Consider the following 18020-nt stretch of genomic DNA (forward strand, 5'->3'; position numbering starts at 1 on the left):
GTGTCCATGCAGGAGCGCGAGCCGACCACACCAGCGCCGGCCGCGCCCCTTCCGCCTGTCGTGGCACCGGCGACGACCCCGGCCAGCCGACCGCGCCGGGCGGTGCTGGCCGTGGCCCTCGTCCTCGTGGTCGTCGCGCTTCTGGCCACCGGCCTGACGGTGGTGTACGGGATCCAGCGCACGCCCGGGGGGGCCACCGCCCCCGCTGTGCCGACCGTGCCGGCGCCGACGGCGTCCCGACCGCCGGCCCTGCGCGACCTGATGCCGCCGACGGTCCGGGTCGGCTCGGCGGCGGACGGCCGGTGGGTGAGCCTGGACGCCGATTACGTCGAGCTGCTGGGCTCGGAGTTCGACGCGATCACCCCCGAGAACGCCATGAAGTGGGCCAACCTCGAGCCGTCGCCGGACGTGTACACGTGGGCGGGTGCCGATCAGCTGGTCGGCTTCGCCGAGCAGCATGACCAGTCGGTCTACGGCCACACGCTGCTGGGGCGCAGCGACGTACCCCGGTGGGTGGACCCGCAGTGGTCCGCGGAGCAGCTCCGAACTGTCCTGCGGGACCACGTGACCACCGTGGTGTCCCGCTACCGCGGTCGGGTCTGGGCGTGGGACGTGATCAACGAGGCGCTCGACGAGGACGGTTCGCTGCGCGACACGATGTGGCTGCGCAAGCTGGGCCCCGGCTACATTGCCGAGGTGTTCCGGTGGGCGCACGCGGCCGACCCTGGTGCGCGGCTGTTCATCAACGACTACGGCATCGAGGGCCGGACCCGCAAGGCCGATGGACTCCTGGACCTGGTACGGGAGCTGCGTCGCGCCGGTGTGCCGGTGGACGGGGTCGGGTTCCAGAGCCACCTGCGCTGGGACGAGCAGCCCCGCGACATGGTGGGCAACCTGCGGCGCTTCGCGCGGTTGGGCGTCTCGGTGGCGATCACCGAACTCGACGTGCGCATCGCGCTGCCGGAGACCGCCGCGAAGCGGGATCGCCAGGCGGCGCTCTACCGGCAGGTGCTCCAGGCATGCCTCGCCGTGACCGCCTGCGTCTCATTCACCGTCTGGGGCTTCAGCGACGCCCGTAGCTGGATCCCGAGCTACCACCCGGGTTACGGTGCCGCCTGCATCTTCGACGCGGCCCTGGTCCCCAAACCGGCCCACGCCGCTCTCATGGACCAACTCCGCCGGCTCCCGTCACCCACCGGAGCCGGGCCAGGCCCGGGCTGAGCCCACCCCTCGATGGCCGAAGGCGCCGGCCACCGACCCCCGAGCGTTGACGACATGCGTCGGTGAAAGGAAGATCGTGTCCGCGCACACCCAGTTCCTCACTGCTGTCACCCCACAGCAAGCACCGAGTTTCGACCCCGACCTGGGGGTGATCACGCCCCCCTCCAACGGCATGGCCCGATCCGTGTTCGCGCGTCCCGCGCCGCGGGCCAACTGGCGCCGACGGTACGTGGCCTGGCTGGTGCTCCTCGACGTCCTCGCCGCCCTGGCCGCCAGCCGGACGGTGATCGCCCTGCTCGACGAGGCCGATGCCGGCTTCTGGGACCAGCGGGTGCTGGGCAACGTCAGCTCCTTCACCCTGGTGACGAACGTCGGTGTGCCGGTGGGGTGGCTGGTCCTGCTCGTCGCGGCCGGGGCGTACGACAGGCGGGCGCTCGGGCTGGGCACCGAGGAGCTGAAGCGGGTGGCCCGGGCCAACCTCGCGATGGCAGCCACGGTGTCCTTCCTGGCGCTCGGCTTCAAGAAGGACCTGTCCCGGGCGACGGTCGCCGCCATCATCATCTGCCTGCTGCTGTACACGCTTGTGGCGCGGTTCGCCGCCCGGGTGGTGCTGCGCCGCATCAGGCGTACCGGGCGGGCGGCGCAGAAGGTGCTGCTGGTCGGACGGCTCGCTGACGCGCTCGCCCTGCACGAGGTGGTGACCCGCAATTACGGTGCCGGGCTGCACCCGGTCGCCATCCACCTGCCCCGTCACCCGAGCCCGGGTGCGCGGGTGACGGCCCCGGTGCCGGTGTACGTGGGCTGGGACCTGGTCCCGCTGGTTCAGCAGCTGGGAGCCGACACCATCGCGGTGTGCGGCCCCGCCAGCCTGGAGTCGTACGAGCTGCGCAAGCTGGCCTGGCAGTTGGAGGGCACCGGCCTCAACCTCGTGGTGGTCCCGCAGGTCACCGACGTCACCGGTCCGCGCATCCACGTCCGGCCGATCGAGGGTCTGCCGCTGCTCAACGTGGACGAACCGACGATCTCGGGCCTGTCGCTGCTGGCCAAGAACGTGCTCGACCGGGTCACCGCTCTGGTGGGCCTGGTCGTCCTGAGCCCGGTGCTGCTCGCCATCTCGGTGGCCATCAAGGCCAGCGGCCCGGGGCCGGTGATGTTCCGCCAGACCCGGATCGGCCACGAGGGCCGGGCGTTCAAGGTCTGGAAGTTCCGGACCATGTACCTGGACGCCGAGGAGCGGCTGGCGACCCTGCGGGACCGGAACGAGAGCGACGGGCTGCTCTTCAAGATGAAGGACGATCCTCGGGTCACCCCGATCGGCCGACACCTGCGGGCGCTCTCACTGGACGAGCTGCCCCAGCTCATCAACGTGCTGCTGGGTCAGATGTCGCTCGTCGGCCCGCGCCCGCTGCCCACCGAGGACGACGACTACCGCGGTGACGTACGCCGACGGCTGCTGGTGCGACCGGGCATCACCGGCCTCTGGCAGATCTCCGGTCGCTCCGACCTCACCTGGGACGACGCGGTCCGCCTGGATCTGCACTATGTGGACAACTGGTCGCTGCTCTACGACCTGGCCATCCTCTGGAAGACGGTGAGCGTCGTGCTGGCCCGCAGGGGCGCGTACTGACCGGGTGCTCGCACCCGCCTCACGGCGACGGGCGGCGGCCCCGCGGCCACCGCCCGTCCCGTACCCCGATCGGCCGGCCTGTCCCGCGCCGGCCGCCTGTCACTTCTTGGAGCCGAGGCTGACGATCTCACGAACCGAGTCCCGCCGGACCGCGTCGTAGAACGTCTTGACCCGTGCCTTGTCCGCGAACACCACGCTCTCCGAGCCGACCTGACCGGTGCCCTTGGTGGGGCTGGTCAGGAACGTCATGTTGCCGCCCCGGACCCCGCGCAGTTGCGTCGCCATGTCCAGCAGGGACAGCTCCTTGTCCACCGACACCGAGTTCGAGGTGGCCTTCAGGAAGCTGTTGAGTTTGGCGGGGTTGGTGAGGATGCCGCCGGACGACGCCTTGTCGATGATCGCGCGGATCACCTGCTGCTGATGCCGGATCCGGGCGAAGTCGCCCTCCGCGAACTGCTTGCGCTGACGCGAGTAGTCCAGGGCGGCCTCACCGTCCATCCGCTGCACGCCCTGCTTGAACGTGCGAAACGGCGGATGGATCGAGGTGAAGCTCTTCTCCGAGTCGATGTCGACGCCGCCCAACGCGTCGATGATCTCCTTGAAGCCGGCAAAGTCGATCAGGGCCACATGGTCCACCCGGACCCCGGTGAACGACTCCACGGTCTGCACCATGAGCGGTACCCCACCCCAGGCGTAGGCCGCGTTGATCTTCGCGTCCCGTCCGCCGTGGTTGCCGTCCTTCGACTTCGGCACCGGCACCCAGGTGTCCCGGGGGATCGAGATCAGCTGTGCGCTCGACCGGTCCTTCGGCAGGTGGGCCAGGATGATCGTGTCGGTACGTGACCCGCTCGTCCGCTCCGGGTCACGGGAGTCGCTGCCCAGGATCATGATGTTCGTGGCACCCGTGACGGCGGGCTGGGGGCGGGACTCCTCGGGCACGCCGTCGAAGGCGTCGACCCGCTCGATGTCCGACTCGACCGAACGTAGGTAGAGCCCGCCGGCCACCGCGCCACCGGCGCCCAGCACCACAAGCACCAGCAGGCTGATCAGGATGACCCGCCGCCAGCGGCGACGCGGCCGCGGACCGTCCGGCGTGGATCCCTCGGTGGGCTCCGGAGAGCCGGCGGTGCCGGTCGTCGGTTCCGTCCCGGGCTCCGAGGTCTGTTCACGATGTGGCATGGGCGCGATGCTACTGAAGCTGGTTCTCCGCCGCGTACCCTCGCTCACCGGGACAGCCACGCCCACCACCGATGCGCCGGCGCCGGCATCGGCGTGGCATGGTGGCCGGGTGCGGTTGACCTCGATCCACACGTACCCCGTCAAGGGCTGTCACCGGCTCGACCACGACGGCGCTTTCGTGCAGCCGTGGGGCCTGGCCGGCGACCGACGCTGGATGGTGGTCGACGCCGACGGCGTCGGCGTCACCCAGCGGGAAACCACCAGGCTGGTCGGCCTGCGCGCCACCGTGCGCCCGGGCGGCCTGGTGCTGCGCGCCGACGGGCAGCCCGACCTGGACGTGCCGGAGCCGGCCGGCGGCGACCCGGTACCGGTGCGGACCTTCCGCAGCCGGACGATCCGGGTGCCCGCGCTGCCCGCCGGCCCGGCGGCCGACGTCTGGCTCGGCGCGCTCCTCGGCCGGCCGGTCCGACTGGTCTGGCTGGCCAACCCGGCCCGGCACCTGGCCGCCGACGCGCGTGAACACGACACCGGCGACCAGGTCAGCTTCGCCGACGCCTACCCGCTGCTGCTGACGAACGCCGCCTCTCTCGACGCGCTCAACGGCTGGCTCGCCGAGGCGGGGGAGGAGCCGGTGCCGATGACCCGGTTCCGGCCCAACCTGGTCGTCGACGGCGCACCGGCCTGGGCCGAGGACGGCTGGGCCGGCAGGTCACTGCGCATCGGAGACCGGCGGCTGCGCGCCGCCGGGCCGTGCGACCGCTGCGTGGTCACCACTACCGACCAGGAAACCGGGGTACGCGGGAAGGAACCGCTGCGCACCCTCGGACGCCACCGCCACGTGGGCAGGAAACTCCTCTTCGGACTGAACGTGGTGCCCCTCGACAGTGGTCCGTTGCGGGTCGACGACCCGGTCGTCATCGAACCCTGACCGGCCGGCTCAGCGTTCGGGTGAGCACCCGTCACCGTCCGTCGATGCTGTCTTAGCTTTCGCTTATCCGGCTTGTCCACTCACACGGGGTCCGGCAGCATCGCCGACGTGACGGACGGAAGCGCTCCCGGCGGCGTCGACAGCAGCAGCGACGTCAGAGGTGTGGACGTCAGAGGCGTCGACATCGACCTCGACCTGGACCGTGCTCCGGAGGAGCGGCCGGCGTCCCCGTCCGGTCCGCTGCCCTGGCTGGTCGCAACCGGCGTCACGGTGCTCGCGGCGGCGCTCGGGCTGACCCTGGCCCTGCGGTCCGGCTCCGCCCCGGCCTGCGCGGCCGGGCGGACGCTCGCCGCCGCGCCACCCACCGGCACCGCCACCCACAGCGGCAAGGCGACCTTCTACGACTCGAAGGGCGCCGGCGGTAACTGCTCGAACCCCGCGGCGCCGGCCAACCGGCTCTACGTCGCGCTCGGCCCCACCGAGTACGCCGCCGGCGCCGCCTGCGGCGGCTTCCTCGACGTCACCGGCCCGAAGGGCGCCGTCCGGGTCCTGATCATGGATCAGTGCCCGGAGTGCGAGCCGGGGCACCTCGACCTGTCCCGAGAGGCGTTCGCCCGGATCGCCGACCCGGTCCAGGGCCTCGTCCAGGTCACCTACCGCGCGGTGGTCAACCCTCCGCTGCCCGGCCCGCTGACCTTCCGGATCAAGGAGGGCGCGTCGCAGTTCTGGTTCGCCGTGCGGGTCGGCAACCACGGCAACCCGTTGCGCGCCGTCGAGGTGCGCAAGGGCGACGACGGCCCGTGGCGTGCCACCGCCCGAGAGGACTACAACTACTGGCTGCTGGCCTCCGGCGCGGGTCCCGGCCCGTACAGCATTCGGGTCACCGACGTGTACGGACACCGGGTCACCGTCTCCGGCATCCGCATGACGCCCGGCCAGGTCCAGAACAGTGTGGTGCGGATGTACGAGCGGGGCGTCGTGGCGAAGACCCCGCGCCCGTCCGCCACGGCCCGCCCGCCGAAGGCCCGACCCGGCGGTACGCCGACACCGGCGCGCCGCCCGGCCGAGGTGGCGAAGGCCAACGCCCCGGCCACTCCGGTCGCCGAGGGACCCTCCACCCGACCGGCCGGGGCAAGCGCCCGCTGGTGCGGCTGACCTACCTGTTGGTGCGGGCCTGGCGTGGTCGCCCGGCCGTGTTGTCGCCGTCGGCCTGGTGTCGTCGGCGGCGCGGTGTGGCTGGCTGGTCAGTCGGTTGGTGTCAGGTCGAGCCACATGAGGATCTCGTCGCGGTCGTCGCCCGGCGCCACCCGCAGCGCGCCCGGCAGCCGGCCGATCTCCCGGTACCCGAGACGGCGGTAGAACCCGTCCAGCCCCAACCCGTCGCGCACCGTCACGTGCAGCGCCTCGTGGCCCCACGCGCGACCCAGCCGGGCGGCCTCGCGCATGAGCGCCGACCCGTGGCCCGCACCCTGGGTGTCCGGGTGGACCATCACGCGCTTCAGCACACACCAGTGCGCCTTGAGGCCGAACCGGTTGTCACAGAAGACCAGCACCGCCACCGGCCGCCCGTCGTCGTACCCGACCAGCAGCCGGTCGGGCCCGTCGGCGATGCCCGCGAACGTCGGGTCGGCGATCGTACGGACATCGGTGGTGGTGACCGGGGGTACGAATCCGACAGCGCCACCGGCGTTGCTGACGTCCACCCAGAGGGCGACGATCTCGGCGCGCAGCCGTGGGGTCAGCTCGGGATCGAGGACGAAGCGCAGAGTCACGGCGCCATCCTGGCTGCTCGACCAGGCTCATGGCCCGCGACCGTGACGCGTTCGACAGCGGGCCCCGCGTACGAAACCTGTGTTGAATTGTGCGGGAGAGGGGATTCGAACCCCTACGCCCTTTCGGACAATAGGACCTAAACCTATCGCGGCTGCCGTTACGCCACTCCCGCCAACTCGCTGAGTCTAGAGCGTCTGGCTTCGACGGTGTTGAGCCCCGCCTCCCTGAGGATTGTGGAGATCGTGCCGTGGCCCACCGTGCACTGCCCGTCGGGCAGGTTGCGCAGGATCCCGACAGCCGCTTCGGCCCGACATCCGGATTGGCCAGCGCTTGTTCGATCACCGCGTCACGACAAGCCCGCGAACGCCAGCTGCGGTCCGGACGCGGTGTCAACACGCCCTCTCGCTCGAGCATCCGCCGAACCTTGTGCAGGTATGACGGGTGCCAGCCCAGGTGCTGTGCCGCTTCCAGGGCCGTCATCTGCTGCGCGTCGACCCGGCCGAAAAGGCCGACGATCTCCTCCCGCGTCACCGGTCGGCGCTCGGAAGCCGCCGTCTCGTGCGCGCAATCCCCGCCACCGCCCGCCGTGGGCACGGTTGTGGCGAGATCGCGAACCCGGTTCCGCCGGCCGGCGGATGTCTCGGTCTGACTGTGGCAGTTCGGGCAGAGGAGCCGCAGGTTCGGTGGCCGGTTGTCGAGGAAGTCACCGTTGATGTGGTCGACGTGCAGGACCAGTGGTGCGCCTCGCCAGACCGGCCCTGTCCCGCACGCTTCGCACTCCTCCGGCACACCGAGTGTGGCGAGGGCCCGCTTCAATCGCACACCTGGCGTCCGTCGGGACCCCTCGGGCATTTGGACCAGGAGCTGTGCTGATGTCCTCCGCCGTACGCCTCGGTTGTGCGCCTGCCCCGTGAAGTGCGACGTGTCGATGCCGAACCTCTTGAGCTGCCGGCTGATGTGGGCATGGGAGCCGCCACTGACCCGGACGCCGAGCAGGCGCATCACCTCGGTGATGTTGCGCGCAACGGCGGCTGCCTGCGCCAGCGCGTCGGGCGTGTACTTGTATCGAACCATTGACGCACGGTAACGAGACCGTACGACAGGGTCAGTCCAGGCCGAGGTCGCGGCGGAGTTTGGCGACGTGCCCGGTGGCCTTGACGTTGTAGAGCGCGCGTTCGATCTTGCCGTCGGGGTCGATGACGAAGGTCGAGCGGATCACGCCGGTGACGGTCTTGCCGTACAGCTGCTTCTCGCCGTACGCGCCGTACGCGGTAAGCACCGCCCTGTCCGTGTCCGACACGAGCGGGAAGGTGATGGCGTCGCGGTCGCGGAACTTCGCCAGCTTCTCCGGCTTGTCGGGTGAGATGCCGACCACCTCGTAGCCGGCCGCCTGGAGCGAGGCGAGCGAGTCGCGGAAGTCGCACGCCTGCTTGGTGCAGCCGGGGGTCATCGCCGCCGGGTAGGCGTACAGGACCACCTTGCGGCCGCGCAGGTCGGCCAGGGAGAGCTGGTCGCCGGTGTCGGTGGGGAGGGTGAACTCGGGTGCGGGGTCACCGGGGGAGAGGCGGTCGGGCGCGGTCATGGCCCGACCCTACCGCCGGGCGCGCCGGTGTCGGTGTCGGCGGCGCGCCAGCGCGTTGATCAACTCGCCTTCCGTGAAACGGGGGTGTCCCCGAGCCGCGGACACCCCGGTTTCCAGGAAAGCGAGTCGATCAAGCGACCGAGCGGCGACCGAGCGGCGACCGAGCGGGCGCCGCGAAGGTGATCAAGGCCATGCGTTGTTGCCAGAGTCTGGCAACAACAAGTCCTAGGAAATAGGCTGACCCCGCCGGTCCCGGAATGGGTCCGCTGACGCGTGGGAGGTCGCGTGGAGACACTGGCGATGCACATCTCGAACGGGATCATCGACGGTCCCGTCGCGGCGGTCTTCGCGGCCCTGGCGCTCGCCGCGCTCACCGCTTGCGTGCTGCGCGGCCGGCGGGACCTGGACGACCGGCTCGCCCCGATGGCCGGCCTGGTCGCGGCGTTCATCTTCGCCGTCCAGATGCTCAACTTTCCGATCTTCACGGCCGGTGTGAGCGGTCACCTGCTCGGTGGCGCGCTCGCCGCGATGCTTGTCGGGCCGTGGGTCGGCGCGCTCTGCGTGGCCGTGGTGCTCGTCGTGCAGGCGCTGATCTTCGGTGACGGTGGTGTGGCGATGCTCGGCCTGAACATCACCAACATGGCGCTGATCGGCACCGCCGCCGCTTACCTGCTGATCGCCGTGCTGTTGCGGGTGCTGCCGCGCACGCGCGCCGGCCTGGCCGTCACGGCGTTCGTCGCGGCGCTTCTCAGCGTGGTGGTCGCGTCCCAGGGGTTCGTCGTCGAGTACTGGCTGGGCGGCACCACCGACCTGGGCGGCAACCTCGCCGGCCTGGCCGGCACGATGGCCGGCGTGCACCTGCTGATCGGCATCGGGGAGGGCCTGATCACCGCGACCACGGTGCTCACCGTCGCGAAGGTGCGCCCCGACCTGGTGTACGCGCTGCGCGCGCTGCCCACTCCCGCCACCCCTGCCGTCGAGGTCTCCGGAGGTGTCCGATGAAGAACCGAACCTGGGCGTTCCTGGCCGGCGGTCTGCTGGTCGCCCTGCTGCTCGCCGGTGTCGTCAGCAACTACGCCTCGTCGCACCCGGACGGCCTGGACTCGTCCCTGCTCAAGGGCTGCACAGTCGACGCCGACGACAACATCGTCGGTGGCAGTTGCCCGGCGCAGCAGGCCCGCGAGCACGAGCTGGGGGACAGCCCGCTCGCCGACTACGGCGTGCGGGGCATCGAGAACAGCTTCGTCTCGACAGGTCTCTCCGGTGTGCTCGGGGTGCTGGTGACCTTCGCGATCGGCGGCGGCGCCTTCTGGCTGCTGCGCCGCCGGGGCGACGCGTCGACCACTGGCGACGACACGGCCGACGGCGACGCGACGGCCGCCGAGGGCGCGACCGGCGACGCCGTCACCGCCGCGCGCCACACCAGCTGAGCAGGGGGTACGTCGATGGGTGCCGGTCACGGGCACGTGCTGTACCGCGAGTCGACCTCGCCTATGCACCGGCTCCCGCCCGAGGTCAAGATCGTGGCGATGGTGGTCTTCACGATCGCCGTGGTGGCCACCCCGCGCGAGGCGTTCTGGGCCTTCGGGGCGTACGCCCTGCTGGTGGCGGCGGTGGCGGCGCTGGCCCGGGTGGGGCCGCGCTGGCTGCTCAGCCGGGCGTTGATCGAGCTGCCGTTCGTGCTGTTCGCGGTGGCGCTGCCGTTCCTGGGCGCCGGCGACCGGGTCGAGGTGCTGGGACTGCGGCTGTCCGAGGACGGCCTGCACGGCGCGTGGAACATCCTGGCCAAGGGCACCCTCGGTGTGCTCGCCTCGCTGCTGCTCGCGGCGACCACCACCACCCGGGACCTGATCGTGGGGTTGGACCGGCTGCACTGTCCGCAGGTGCTCACCCAGATCGCCACGTTCATGCTGCGCTACCTGGACGTGCTGGTCGGCGAGGCGCGACGGATGCGGGTGGCGCGGATCTCCCGGGGCGACGACCCACGCTTCCTGTGGCAGCTGCGCGGCTTCGCCGCCGGCATCGGGGCGCTGTTCCTGCGCGCCTTCGAGCGCGGCGAGCGGGTGTACCTGGCGATGCTGTCGCGGGGCTACACGGGGCGGATGCCCGCCGTGTGGCAGGGCGACGGCGCGGCGACCGCCGGTCAGTGGTTGGTCGCGGCGACCGTGCCGGTGGTGGCGGCCTCCATCGCCGCGGCCGCTGTCGTGCTGACATGATCGGTGTCGTGCAGACCGCTCTCTCGCTGGACGTTCGTGGCGTCCGGTACGCGTACCCGGACGGGCACGTGGCCCTGCACGGGGTGGACCTGACGGTGCCGCGCGGTGACCGGGTGGCACTGCTGGGGCCCAACGGCGCCGGTAAGACGACGCTTGTGCTGCACCTCAACGGCATCCTCACCCCGACCGAGGGCAGCGTGCACGTCGGCGGGCTGACCGTCACGCCGGACCGGGCCACCCTGGCCGAGGTGCGCCGCCGCGTGGGCATCGTCTTCCAGGATCCGGACGACCAGCTCTTCCTGCCCACGGTGGCGGAGGATGTCGCGTTCGGGCCGGCCAACCTGGGCCTGCGCGGCGCGGAGCTGGCCGCCCGGGTGGACGAGGCGCTGGCCGCCGTCGGGATGAGCGAGCATCGGGCCCGAGCGCCGCAGCACCTCTCGTTCGGGCAGCGACGGCGGGTGGCGGTGGCGACGGTGCTGGCCATGCACCCGGAGATCCTGGTGCTGGACGAGCCGTCGTCGAACCTGGACCCGGCGGCCCGGCGCGAGCTGGCCGAGATCCTGCGCGGCCTGCCGGTGACCCTGCTCATGGTCACCCACGACCTGCCGTACGCGGCGGAGCTGTGCGAACGTTCGGTGATCCTGGACGGCGGCCGGATCGTCGCCGACGCCCCCACCCTCGACCTGCTGGGCGACGAGCCCCTGCTGGCACGCCACCGTCTCGAACTCCCCTACGGCTTCACTCCCCGGCCGTAACGCCCCGATGGTGCTGTGGCGGCGCGGGAGGCGGCGTGCAGGCGGAGGATCCCGGCCGCTGTCGCGCCGACGCCGGTGGTGAGGACCGCGGCCACCATGACGCGGGCGACCCCGGCTGACCACGGCACTCCGACGACCGACCGGGTGAACACCGACGCGTTCGCCACTCCCGCGAAGAGGGCCAGGCAGGCGCCGGCCAGCGCCACCGCGAAGTCGGCGGCCGGGCGGCGGGCCAGCGCGTAACCACCGGCGGCGAGCGCGCCCAGGCCGGTGAGCAGCGCCCAGACCTGACCGCCCAGCAGCCCGGCGAGCACCCCGCCGACGCCCTGGGCGCCGGCGTCCAGTTCCCGCCCCACCGGGTAGAGCACGGCGACCGCGCCGCCGAGGAGCAGCAGCACGCCCACCGCGGACAATGCCCGGGCGCCGGCCGTGGAGGTGGCGGCGAGCAGCCCGAGCGCGCCCACCGCGAGCAGGCCGACGATTGTCACGGTCCACCAGGTGTACGCGTCCGGCGGCGGTACCCAGTCCAGCGTGCCGGTTATCTGTGCGGGGTCTGCGCCGTCGCGCAGCGGGATCGTCCAGTCCCGCACCCGGTGCGTACGCTCCGGCGCGAGGCGTGCCGCGTCGGGTGGCGCCGACTCCTGCCACAGTGCGCGCTGGTCGTGCCAGCGCACGGTGACCCCGTCGTCGACGCGCCGCCAGGACGGCGGGGCGGCCGGGTCCGCGTCGGCCGGCAGCGCGGTGTCCCCGGCGAGGGTGCGGTTGAGGTAGGTGGCGGGGGACCGGCTGTTCTCGTACACGCCGTCCGGGCCGACCCGCAGGTACGGCTCACCGGAGTAGCCGATCACCTCGATCGCCCGGCCGGTGCGGTTGGTCAGCTCCAGCCGGGCGCCCGCCTCGATCGCCCGTACTGTCAGGCCCTGCCGGGCCGGCGTGACGCCTGTGACGCCTGTGCGGTAGTCGGTGCCGTCCGGCGCGTCCGCGCCGTGCGCGGCGGCGGGCGCCGCGGTGAGCAGCGTCGCCGCGCAGGCGGTGGCGGCGATCAGTGTGGCGCGCGCCAGCAGCGTACGGATCACCTGCCGGCCGCCGCCACGGCTGCGATGAGGCCCTGCGGGCTGCGGTCGGCGAGGGGCTGGCCGTTGACCAGGACTGTGGGCGTGCCGGTGACCTCGCTGCGGCCGGCCTCGTCGGTGACGTGCTCGGTCCACGTCTTGTACGTGCCGTCGGAGACGCAGCCTCCGAAGGAGCCCCGGTCCAGTCCCACGCCGACGCCGATGTCGATCAGCTCGTCGTTGCCGAGCCCGGCGCTGCCCTCGGGTGGCTGCTTGGCGAAGAGCGCCTTGGCGTACTCGCGGAACTTGCCGCCGGCCGCCGCGCAGCCGGAGGCGGCGGAGGAGCGCGTCGAGTACTCGGTCGTGGAGAAGCGGTTGAGGAACGCGACGGGGTGGTAGACGACCTTCGCCTTGTTGTCGGACACCAGCTGCTCCAGCGTCGCGCCGGTGCTCTGCTCGAACTGCTTGCAGACCGGGCAGAGGAAGTCCTCGTAGACGTCGACGGTGACCGGCCCGCCCCCGGTGACGATGCCGGTGCCGGGCCCGTTGGCGCCGGGCGGGGTGGTGAAGCTGTCGGAGCGTTGGCTGGACCAGACGCTCCAGCCGATCAGGCCGGCGATGACAAGCACGGCGACGGCGGCGGCGGAGACCCAGAGCGTGCGGCGGCGGCGTCGTTCGCGGGCCAGTTGCTCGCGGACCACGCGGGCCGCGTCCCGTTGCCCCTTGCGACTACTCATCCTCGTCCTCCACGGCGGGTTCGGCGGACAGCCACCCGTCCACCGACACGGGCGTACGCGGCCAGATCACCAGAAATCCGGCCAGCACCAAGAATCCCAGGTCCCGCAGGATCTCCGGGAGGTAACTCGGGGCCTGTCCCTCGGCGAGCTGCCCGCCGCTGCCGAAGCAGCCGCAGTCGATGGCCAGGCCACGCGCCCAGGCTGAGGAGATCCCCGCGATGAAGACCAGCAGCAGCGCCACGGAGACGGCCGCGCTGAGCCGGGTGGCCAGCCCGAGCAGCAGCAGCACGCCCAGGGCCAGCTCGACGAAGGGCAGCGCGGCGCCGACCACTGTCGTCACGTCGTAGGGCAGCACCTGGTAGGCGTTCACGGCCCGGCCGGAGGCGGCCAGGTCGCCGACCTTCGACGCCCCGGCGACCAACCAGACGGCGGCGAGGCCGAGGCGGGCCGCCGTGCTGAGCCAGGGCCGGACGGCCGCCCAACGGCCGGCCCGGTTGGGGGGTGCGGTCACGTTCATTTGTCGTCCCGTCGGTGCCGGAAGTTCCGGCTCAACCGGTCTGGGCGTCGCCGACGGCCTCGACCAGCTCGTCGCGGGCTCGGGCGACCCGGGAGCGGATGGTGCCCACCGGCACCCCCTCGACGGCGGCGGCCTCGGCGTACGACAGGCCGAGCAGTTGGGTGAGCACGAACGCCGCGCGTCGCTCGGGGCTCAGCCGACGCACGAGGTCGGTGGCCCCGAGCTGCCCGGCCGGGTCGGGGTGCGGACGGTCGGTGTACGCGTTCGCGGCCAGCTGCTCGTCGAGGCGACGACGCCGGATCACCGTCCGCAGGTGGTCGGCGCAGGCCCGTCGGGCGATGCCGAGCAGCCACGTGCGGACGCTGGAGCGGCCCTCGAACACCGGCAGGGCCCGAAACGCCCGCAGGTACGTCTCCTGGGTGAGGTCGTCGGCGCTGTCCGGGCCCACCAGGGCGGCGACGAAGCGCCACACCTCGGCCTGCGTCAGGCGGACGAACACGGCCTGGGCTGCGGGGTCGCCGTCGCGCGCGGTCAGGGCAGACTCGGTCGCCGGGTCCCGTGCGACGTCATCTGTCGCACCGGCGGCTGCGGAGTCACGCGGGACGGGGATCACGACAGACCAGGTTACGCGCCGCCGGGGGTGGCGTCAGGATTCTTCGCCGCTTGGATGGTCTGCACCACGTCGGGAACTTTTTCCCGCCGCCGTTCGACTACCTGCTCATGACACGCGACCCCTCGTGCGCGGCGCTGGCGGCTGGCCAGAGGTGAGCCGTTCCTCCGCCTCGGGTCGCCGACTGACAGGTCCGTCGGCGACCATGGCCGGCATGACTGTCGCACCCCGCCGCTGGATCGCCCGGCTGGCTGCCGCCGCCGGCCTCCTGGTCACCGCCGTCGCCCTGTTGATCGCGCCCGCCACCCCGGCCAGCGCCCACGCGGTGCTGTCGAGCACCAGCCCGGCCGCCTCGTCGGTGGTGCCGAGCGGGCCGGGCGAGGTGGTGCTCACGTTCAGCGAGTCGGTCCGCAAGGTCCCCGACAAGGTCCGGGTCATCGGGCCGGACGGCTCCCGGGCCGACCGGGGTGAGCCGTCCTTCGACGGCGCCGTGGTCACCATTCCGGTGGATCCGGCCGGTCAGCGCGGCACGTACCTGGTGACCTTCCGGGTGATCTCCGCCGACAGCCACCCGGTCTCCGGCGCGTTCACCTACTCGGTGGGGGCGCCCTCGACACCGCCTGTCGATTCCGGCAACGACAGCCGCGCCGACCCGGTGGTGGAGAACGCCGTGAAGGTGGCCCGCTTCCTCGGCTACGCCGGTCTGGTGTTGCTGGTCGGGCCGGCGCTGGTGCTCGCCGCACTGTGGCCGCGTCGGCTTCCCCGGCGGGGTCCGGCCCGGCTGGCCTGGACCGGCCTTGGCCTGGTGGCCTTCGCCACCCTCGCCGACCTGTGGTTGCAGGTGCCCTACACCGCCGGTGGTGGCCTCTTCGAGGTGACCGGCGAGGGGTTCGGCAGCGTGTTCGGCAGTGCCTTCGGCGCCGCCCACCTGGTCCGGCTCGGCCTGCTCGCGGCCTCGGCGTTCCTGCTGCGGCCGCTGCTGACCCGGCCGGCCGGTCGCACCGACGCGATCATCCTGGCCGTGCTCGGCGTGGCGGCCCTGCTGACCTGGCCGCTGGCCGGGCACCCCGCGGCCTCCCCGGCGCCGGCGGTCTCCGTGGTCGTCGACGCGGTGCACCTGGGCAGCATGGCGGTCTGGCTGGGCGGGCTGCTGATGCTCGCCGTCTTCCTGCTGCGCCAGGCCGACGAGCGGGAGTTGGGCGCGATCCTGCCGATCTGGTCGCGCTGGGCGGCGCTGGCCGTCTCGGCACTGCTGTTGGCCGGCACCGTCCAGGCGCTGATCGAGGTGGCCACCCCGGACGCCCTGTTCACCACCACGTACGGGCAACTGCTGCTCGCCAAGATCGCGCTGTTCGCGATCGTGATCGGCGTGGCCGCGTACTCCCGGCAGTTGGTCCGTCGGCGCACGGCGGCGCAGCGCCCGACGCGGGTGCGCCGGGCGGTCCTGGTGGAGTTGGCCGTGACCGTGGTGGTGCTGGGGCTGTCGGCGACGCTTGTGCAGACCACGCCCGCCCGTACCGCCGTGGCCGGCCCGTCCGGCACCGAGTCGGGGCTCTTCTCCACCACCCTGACCAGCTCGCTCTTCACCCTCCAGGTCGAGCTGGATCCGGCGCGGCGGGGCAACAACTCGGTGCACCTGTACGCGTACGGCAAGGACAACCAGCCGCTTCCGGTGGCGGAGTGGCGGGCGACCGCCGCGCTGCCCTCGGCCGGGATCGAGCCGATCGAGCTGCCGCTGCTGCCGTTGACCGACAGCCACTCCTACGGCGACGTCAGCCTGCCGGCCGCCGGCGACTGGCAGTTGAAGATCACCGTTCGCACGTCCGACATCGACCAGGCCACGGTGACCGCCACCGTGCCCATCCGTTAGAGAGGTTCCCCACGCTCATGACCCGACTCCGGCGTACCGCATCCGCCGCTGCCGCCCTGGCGTTCACCGCCGTCGCCACCGCCGTGCTCGGGTTCGCCGGGCCGGCGTCCGCCCACGTCACGGTGAACCCGAAGGAGGCGACCCAGGGCGGCTACGCCCGGGTGGCCTTCCGGGTGCCCAACGAGAGCGACTCCGCGTCGACCACCAAACTGGAGGTCGTGCTGCCGGAGAACGCTCCGGTCGGGTCGGTGTCGACCATCCCGGTGCCCGGCTGGACCGTGGCGACGGAGAAGCGCAAGGTGAACCCGCCGATCGAGGTGCACGGCAGCCAGCTCACCGAGGCGATCTCCAAGATCACCTGGACGGCCACCGGGGACGCGGCGGTCAAGCCGGGCCAGTTCCAGGAGTTCGGCGTCTCCATGGGGCCGCTGCCGAAGGTCGAGACCATGGTCTTCAAGACCCTGCAGACGTACTCGGACGGCAACGTGGTGCGCTGGATCGACGAGCCGCAGCCGGGCGGCGAGGAGCCGGAGAAGCCCGCTCCGGTGCTCACCCTTGCCGCCGCCGCGGCGCCGTCGGCGTCGGGCGCCCCGGCCGCCTCGGCCGTCGCCGCGGCCGATGATGACGACGACGAGAGCGTCGGCGCCGCGGTCGGCCTCGGCATCGCAGGCGTCGCCACCGGCCTGGCCGGCCTGGTGTTCGGCGGGTTGGCGTTCGCCCGCACCCGCCGGGGCCCGGTCGTCAAGTCCTGACCGCCTCGCTCACCCGCTGGCCTGCCGGAGTTTCCGGCGGGCCAGCGTGCTTCCCGGAACCAAAGCTGGCCGTGCCGTCGATATCCCCTGATCAACCGGTGTACGTCGGTAAGGTCGGCCGGGTATCTGGCTACGGAGGGGGACGCTGCGAATGCGGTTCGTGCGGGCGATCAGCGGAATGCTGCTGTTGGTCATCGGGATTCTGGCGCTGTCCGTCGGCGGCGGGCTGTGGCTCGTCACCCGGCACGCCGACCCCGGCGGGGCCTTCGCCGCCCGGTTCGAGACGGTCCGCACACCCGGGCACGCGGTAGTGGTCACCGACCTCGACCGTCTGCTGCGGCGGGAGGCGCCCTTCGCGCGCGGCGCGCAGACCCGCCTCCGGCTCGACGCCCGTACGCCCGACGGACCGGCCTTCGTGGGGCTCGCACCCACCGCCGAGGTGCGCAGGTGGCTGGAGCCCGTGCCGTACGCCTCGGTCCGCCGGGTGGCCCTGGCCCGAGGTCCGCTGCCGGTCCGCATTGACCCGGCGGTCCCGGCCGCGGCCCCGACCGCCGGTGCGGCGCTCCCCCCGCTCGGGCTTCCCTTCTGGGTACGCGAGGGGGTCGGCACGCTGGAGTGGAGTGCCGACGAGTTGGACGCCGAGTCGATGAGCCTGGTGGTGATGCGCCCGGACGGTCGCGCCGACCTGAGCCTGGAGCTGCACGCCGAACTGCGCGCGGGTTGGGTCGCGCCGGTCACCTGGGGTCTGCTGGCGACGGGGGTGCTGCTGGTGGCGGGCGCGGTGCTGCTCCTGCTGCGCCCGCCGCGTGCGCGAGAGGTGGTCTTCGTGGTCGAACCGGATCAGGTGCCGGTGCTCGCCGGCCGGCTCGGGGTCACGTCGCTCACCGGCCTGAGCGCCCGGGCTTCCCAGGCGGCCGCACCACCGCCGGCGGTGCGGCAACTCGCTTCGGTCGGCGTTGGCGCGGCCGAGTCGTCCCGGCCGGCGACCGGGGCCGAACCGACCCGGCCGGTCACCCTCGCCGACCTGGACGCGCCGTCGCGACTGCCCCGACCGCCGGAGGTGGCGTTGAGCCTGGCGTGGCCGCCCGCCGGCGCCGAACCCACGACACGGCCGGTGCCCTAGCTGACGGCGGCGAGTGGCCCTCCGCGCTGCCGACGCGGAGGGCCACTCTCACCGGGGATCGGTGCTACCCGAGCGACG

Annotated in this window: 18 protein-coding genes and 1 tRNA gene; 11 read left to right on the forward strand and 8 right to left on the reverse strand. The window is 72.5% G+C overall.

Translation table 11 applies throughout. From position 1 onward, the window contains the following. Positions 1 to 6 precede the first annotated feature (6 nt). A complete protein-coding gene (locus tag ACGFIE_RS13345; protein ID WP_363679562.1) occupies positions 7 to 1221 on the forward strand; it encodes an endo-1,4-beta-xylanase in 1215 nt (404 codons plus the stop codon). Between the two features lie 172 nt (positions 1222 to 1393). Further along, a complete protein-coding gene (locus ACGFIE_RS13350) occupies positions 1394 to 2848 on the forward strand; it encodes a sugar transferase (RefSeq protein ID WP_393294647.1) in 1455 nt (484 codons plus the stop codon). A gap of 99 nt (positions 2849 to 2947) precedes the next feature. On the opposite strand, the gene ACGFIE_RS13355 is transcribed toward ACGFIE_RS13350, so the two are convergent. Then, complete coding sequence (locus ACGFIE_RS13355) at positions 2948 to 4027, reverse strand: LCP family protein (RefSeq protein WP_393294182.1); 1080 nt, start codon at positions 4025 to 4027, stop codon at positions 2948 to 2950. 109 nt (positions 4028 to 4136) lie between these two features. Between ACGFIE_RS13355 and ACGFIE_RS13360 the strand changes: the two genes are divergently transcribed. Both ACGFIE_RS13360 and ACGFIE_RS13365 read left to right on the forward strand, forming a co-directional pair. Next, positions 4137 to 4955: an MOSC domain-containing protein gene (locus ACGFIE_RS13360; protein WP_393294184.1), complete on the forward strand. Its 819-nt coding sequence runs from the start codon at positions 4137 to 4139 to the stop codon at positions 4953 to 4955. 108 nt (positions 4956 to 5063) lie between these two features. Continuing rightward, positions 5064 to 6110: an expansin EXLX1 family cellulose-binding protein gene (locus tag ACGFIE_RS13365; protein ID WP_393294186.1), complete on the forward strand. Its 1047-nt coding sequence runs from the start codon at positions 5064 to 5066 to the stop codon at positions 6108 to 6110. A gap of 89 nt (positions 6111 to 6199) precedes the next feature. Here ACGFIE_RS13365 and ACGFIE_RS13370 read toward each other — a convergent pair whose 3' ends face one another. From ACGFIE_RS13370 to bcp, 3 genes are all read right to left on the reverse strand, one after another. Next, complete coding sequence (locus ACGFIE_RS13370) at positions 6200 to 6727, reverse strand: GNAT family N-acetyltransferase (RefSeq protein WP_393294188.1); 528 nt, start codon at positions 6725 to 6727, stop codon at positions 6200 to 6202. Positions 6728 to 6817: 90 nt separating this feature from the next. After that, positions 6818 to 6900, reverse strand: a tRNA-Leu gene (locus tag ACGFIE_RS13375). Positions 6901 to 7833: 933 nt separating this feature from the next. Continuing rightward, the gene (bcp, locus tag ACGFIE_RS13380; protein WP_393294190.1) at positions 7834 to 8310 is read right to left on the reverse strand and encodes a thioredoxin-dependent thiol peroxidase; all 477 of its coding nucleotides are present in this window, start codon (positions 8308 to 8310) and stop codon (positions 7834 to 7836) included. Between the two features lie 285 nt (positions 8311 to 8595). On the opposite strand from bcp, the gene ACGFIE_RS13385 reads away from it, so the two are divergent. Genes ACGFIE_RS13385 through ACGFIE_RS13400 form a run of 4 tightly spaced genes read left to right on the forward strand, consistent with a single transcriptional unit; the run spans position 8596 to position 11281 of the window. Then, a complete protein-coding gene (locus ACGFIE_RS13385; RefSeq protein ID WP_363679090.1) occupies positions 8596 to 9312 on the forward strand; it encodes an energy-coupling factor ABC transporter permease in 717 nt (238 codons plus the stop codon). Next, positions 9309 to 9740, forward strand: coding sequence for a PDGLE domain-containing protein (locus ACGFIE_RS13390; RefSeq protein ID WP_393294192.1), 432 nt, complete (start codon positions 9309 to 9311; stop codon positions 9738 to 9740). Before ACGFIE_RS13385 ends, ACGFIE_RS13390 begins: the two co-directional genes overlap by 4 nt. 15 nt (positions 9741 to 9755) lie before the next feature. After that, positions 9756 to 10526, forward strand: coding sequence for a cobalt ECF transporter T component CbiQ (gene cbiQ, locus ACGFIE_RS13395; RefSeq protein WP_393294194.1), 771 nt, complete (start codon positions 9756 to 9758; stop codon positions 10524 to 10526). Beyond that, a complete protein-coding gene (locus ACGFIE_RS13400) occupies positions 10523 to 11281 on the forward strand; it encodes an ABC transporter ATP-binding protein (RefSeq protein WP_363679096.1) in 759 nt (252 codons plus the stop codon). The genes cbiQ and ACGFIE_RS13400 overlap by 4 nt, the downstream gene beginning before the upstream one ends. On the opposite strand, the gene ACGFIE_RS13405 is transcribed toward ACGFIE_RS13400, so the two are convergent. Genes ACGFIE_RS13405 through ACGFIE_RS13420 form a run of 4 tightly spaced genes read right to left on the reverse strand, consistent with a single transcriptional unit; the run spans position 11257 to position 14200 of the window. Then, on the reverse strand, positions 11257 to 12357 hold the full coding sequence (locus ACGFIE_RS13405; RefSeq protein WP_393294196.1) for a hypothetical protein: 1101 nt from the start codon (positions 12355 to 12357) through the stop codon (positions 11257 to 11259). The two genes, ACGFIE_RS13400 and ACGFIE_RS13405, sit on opposite strands and share 25 nt — an antisense overlap. After that, positions 12354 to 13070 carry a DsbA family protein gene (locus ACGFIE_RS13410; protein WP_393294198.1) on the reverse strand — a complete coding sequence of 239 codons (717 nt, stop codon included), beginning with the start codon at positions 13068 to 13070 and terminating at the stop codon, positions 12354 to 12356. Before ACGFIE_RS13410 ends, ACGFIE_RS13405 begins: the two co-directional genes overlap by 4 nt. Next, positions 13063 to 13587, reverse strand: a complete 525-nt coding sequence (locus ACGFIE_RS13415; RefSeq protein ID WP_393294200.1) for a MauE/DoxX family redox-associated membrane protein — start codon at positions 13585 to 13587, stop codon at positions 13063 to 13065. Before ACGFIE_RS13415 ends, ACGFIE_RS13410 begins: the two co-directional genes overlap by 8 nt. A 31-nt stretch (positions 13588 to 13618) precedes the next feature. Beyond that, on the reverse strand, positions 13619 to 14200 hold the full coding sequence (locus tag ACGFIE_RS13420) for a sigma-70 family RNA polymerase sigma factor (RefSeq protein ID WP_393294202.1): 582 nt from the start codon (positions 14198 to 14200) through the stop codon (positions 13619 to 13621). A gap of 202 nt (positions 14201 to 14402) precedes the next feature. On the opposite strand from ACGFIE_RS13420, the gene ACGFIE_RS13425 reads away from it, so the two are divergent. The 3 genes from ACGFIE_RS13425 (at position 14403) to ACGFIE_RS13435 (ending at position 17942) form a co-directional block, all read left to right on the forward strand. Continuing rightward, a complete protein-coding gene (locus ACGFIE_RS13425) occupies positions 14403 to 16067 on the forward strand; it encodes a copper resistance CopC/CopD family protein (RefSeq protein ID WP_393294649.1) in 1665 nt (554 codons plus the stop codon). 17 nt (positions 16068 to 16084) lie between these two features. Next, complete coding sequence (locus ACGFIE_RS13430) at positions 16085 to 16819, forward strand: YcnI family protein (protein ID WP_393294204.1); 735 nt, start codon at positions 16085 to 16087, stop codon at positions 16817 to 16819. 151 nt (positions 16820 to 16970) lie between these two features. Next, positions 16971 to 17942 (forward strand): hypothetical protein, encoded by a 972-nt coding sequence (locus ACGFIE_RS13435; RefSeq protein WP_393294206.1) that lies wholly within the window; start codon positions 16971 to 16973, stop codon positions 17940 to 17942. Positions 17943 to 18020: the final 78 nt, after the last annotated feature.

Origin of the sequence: Micromonospora sp. NPDC049275 (genome assembly GCF_043197115.1) — a bacterium.
GTDB lineage: Bacteria > Actinomycetota > Actinomycetes > Mycobacteriales > Micromonosporaceae > Micromonospora.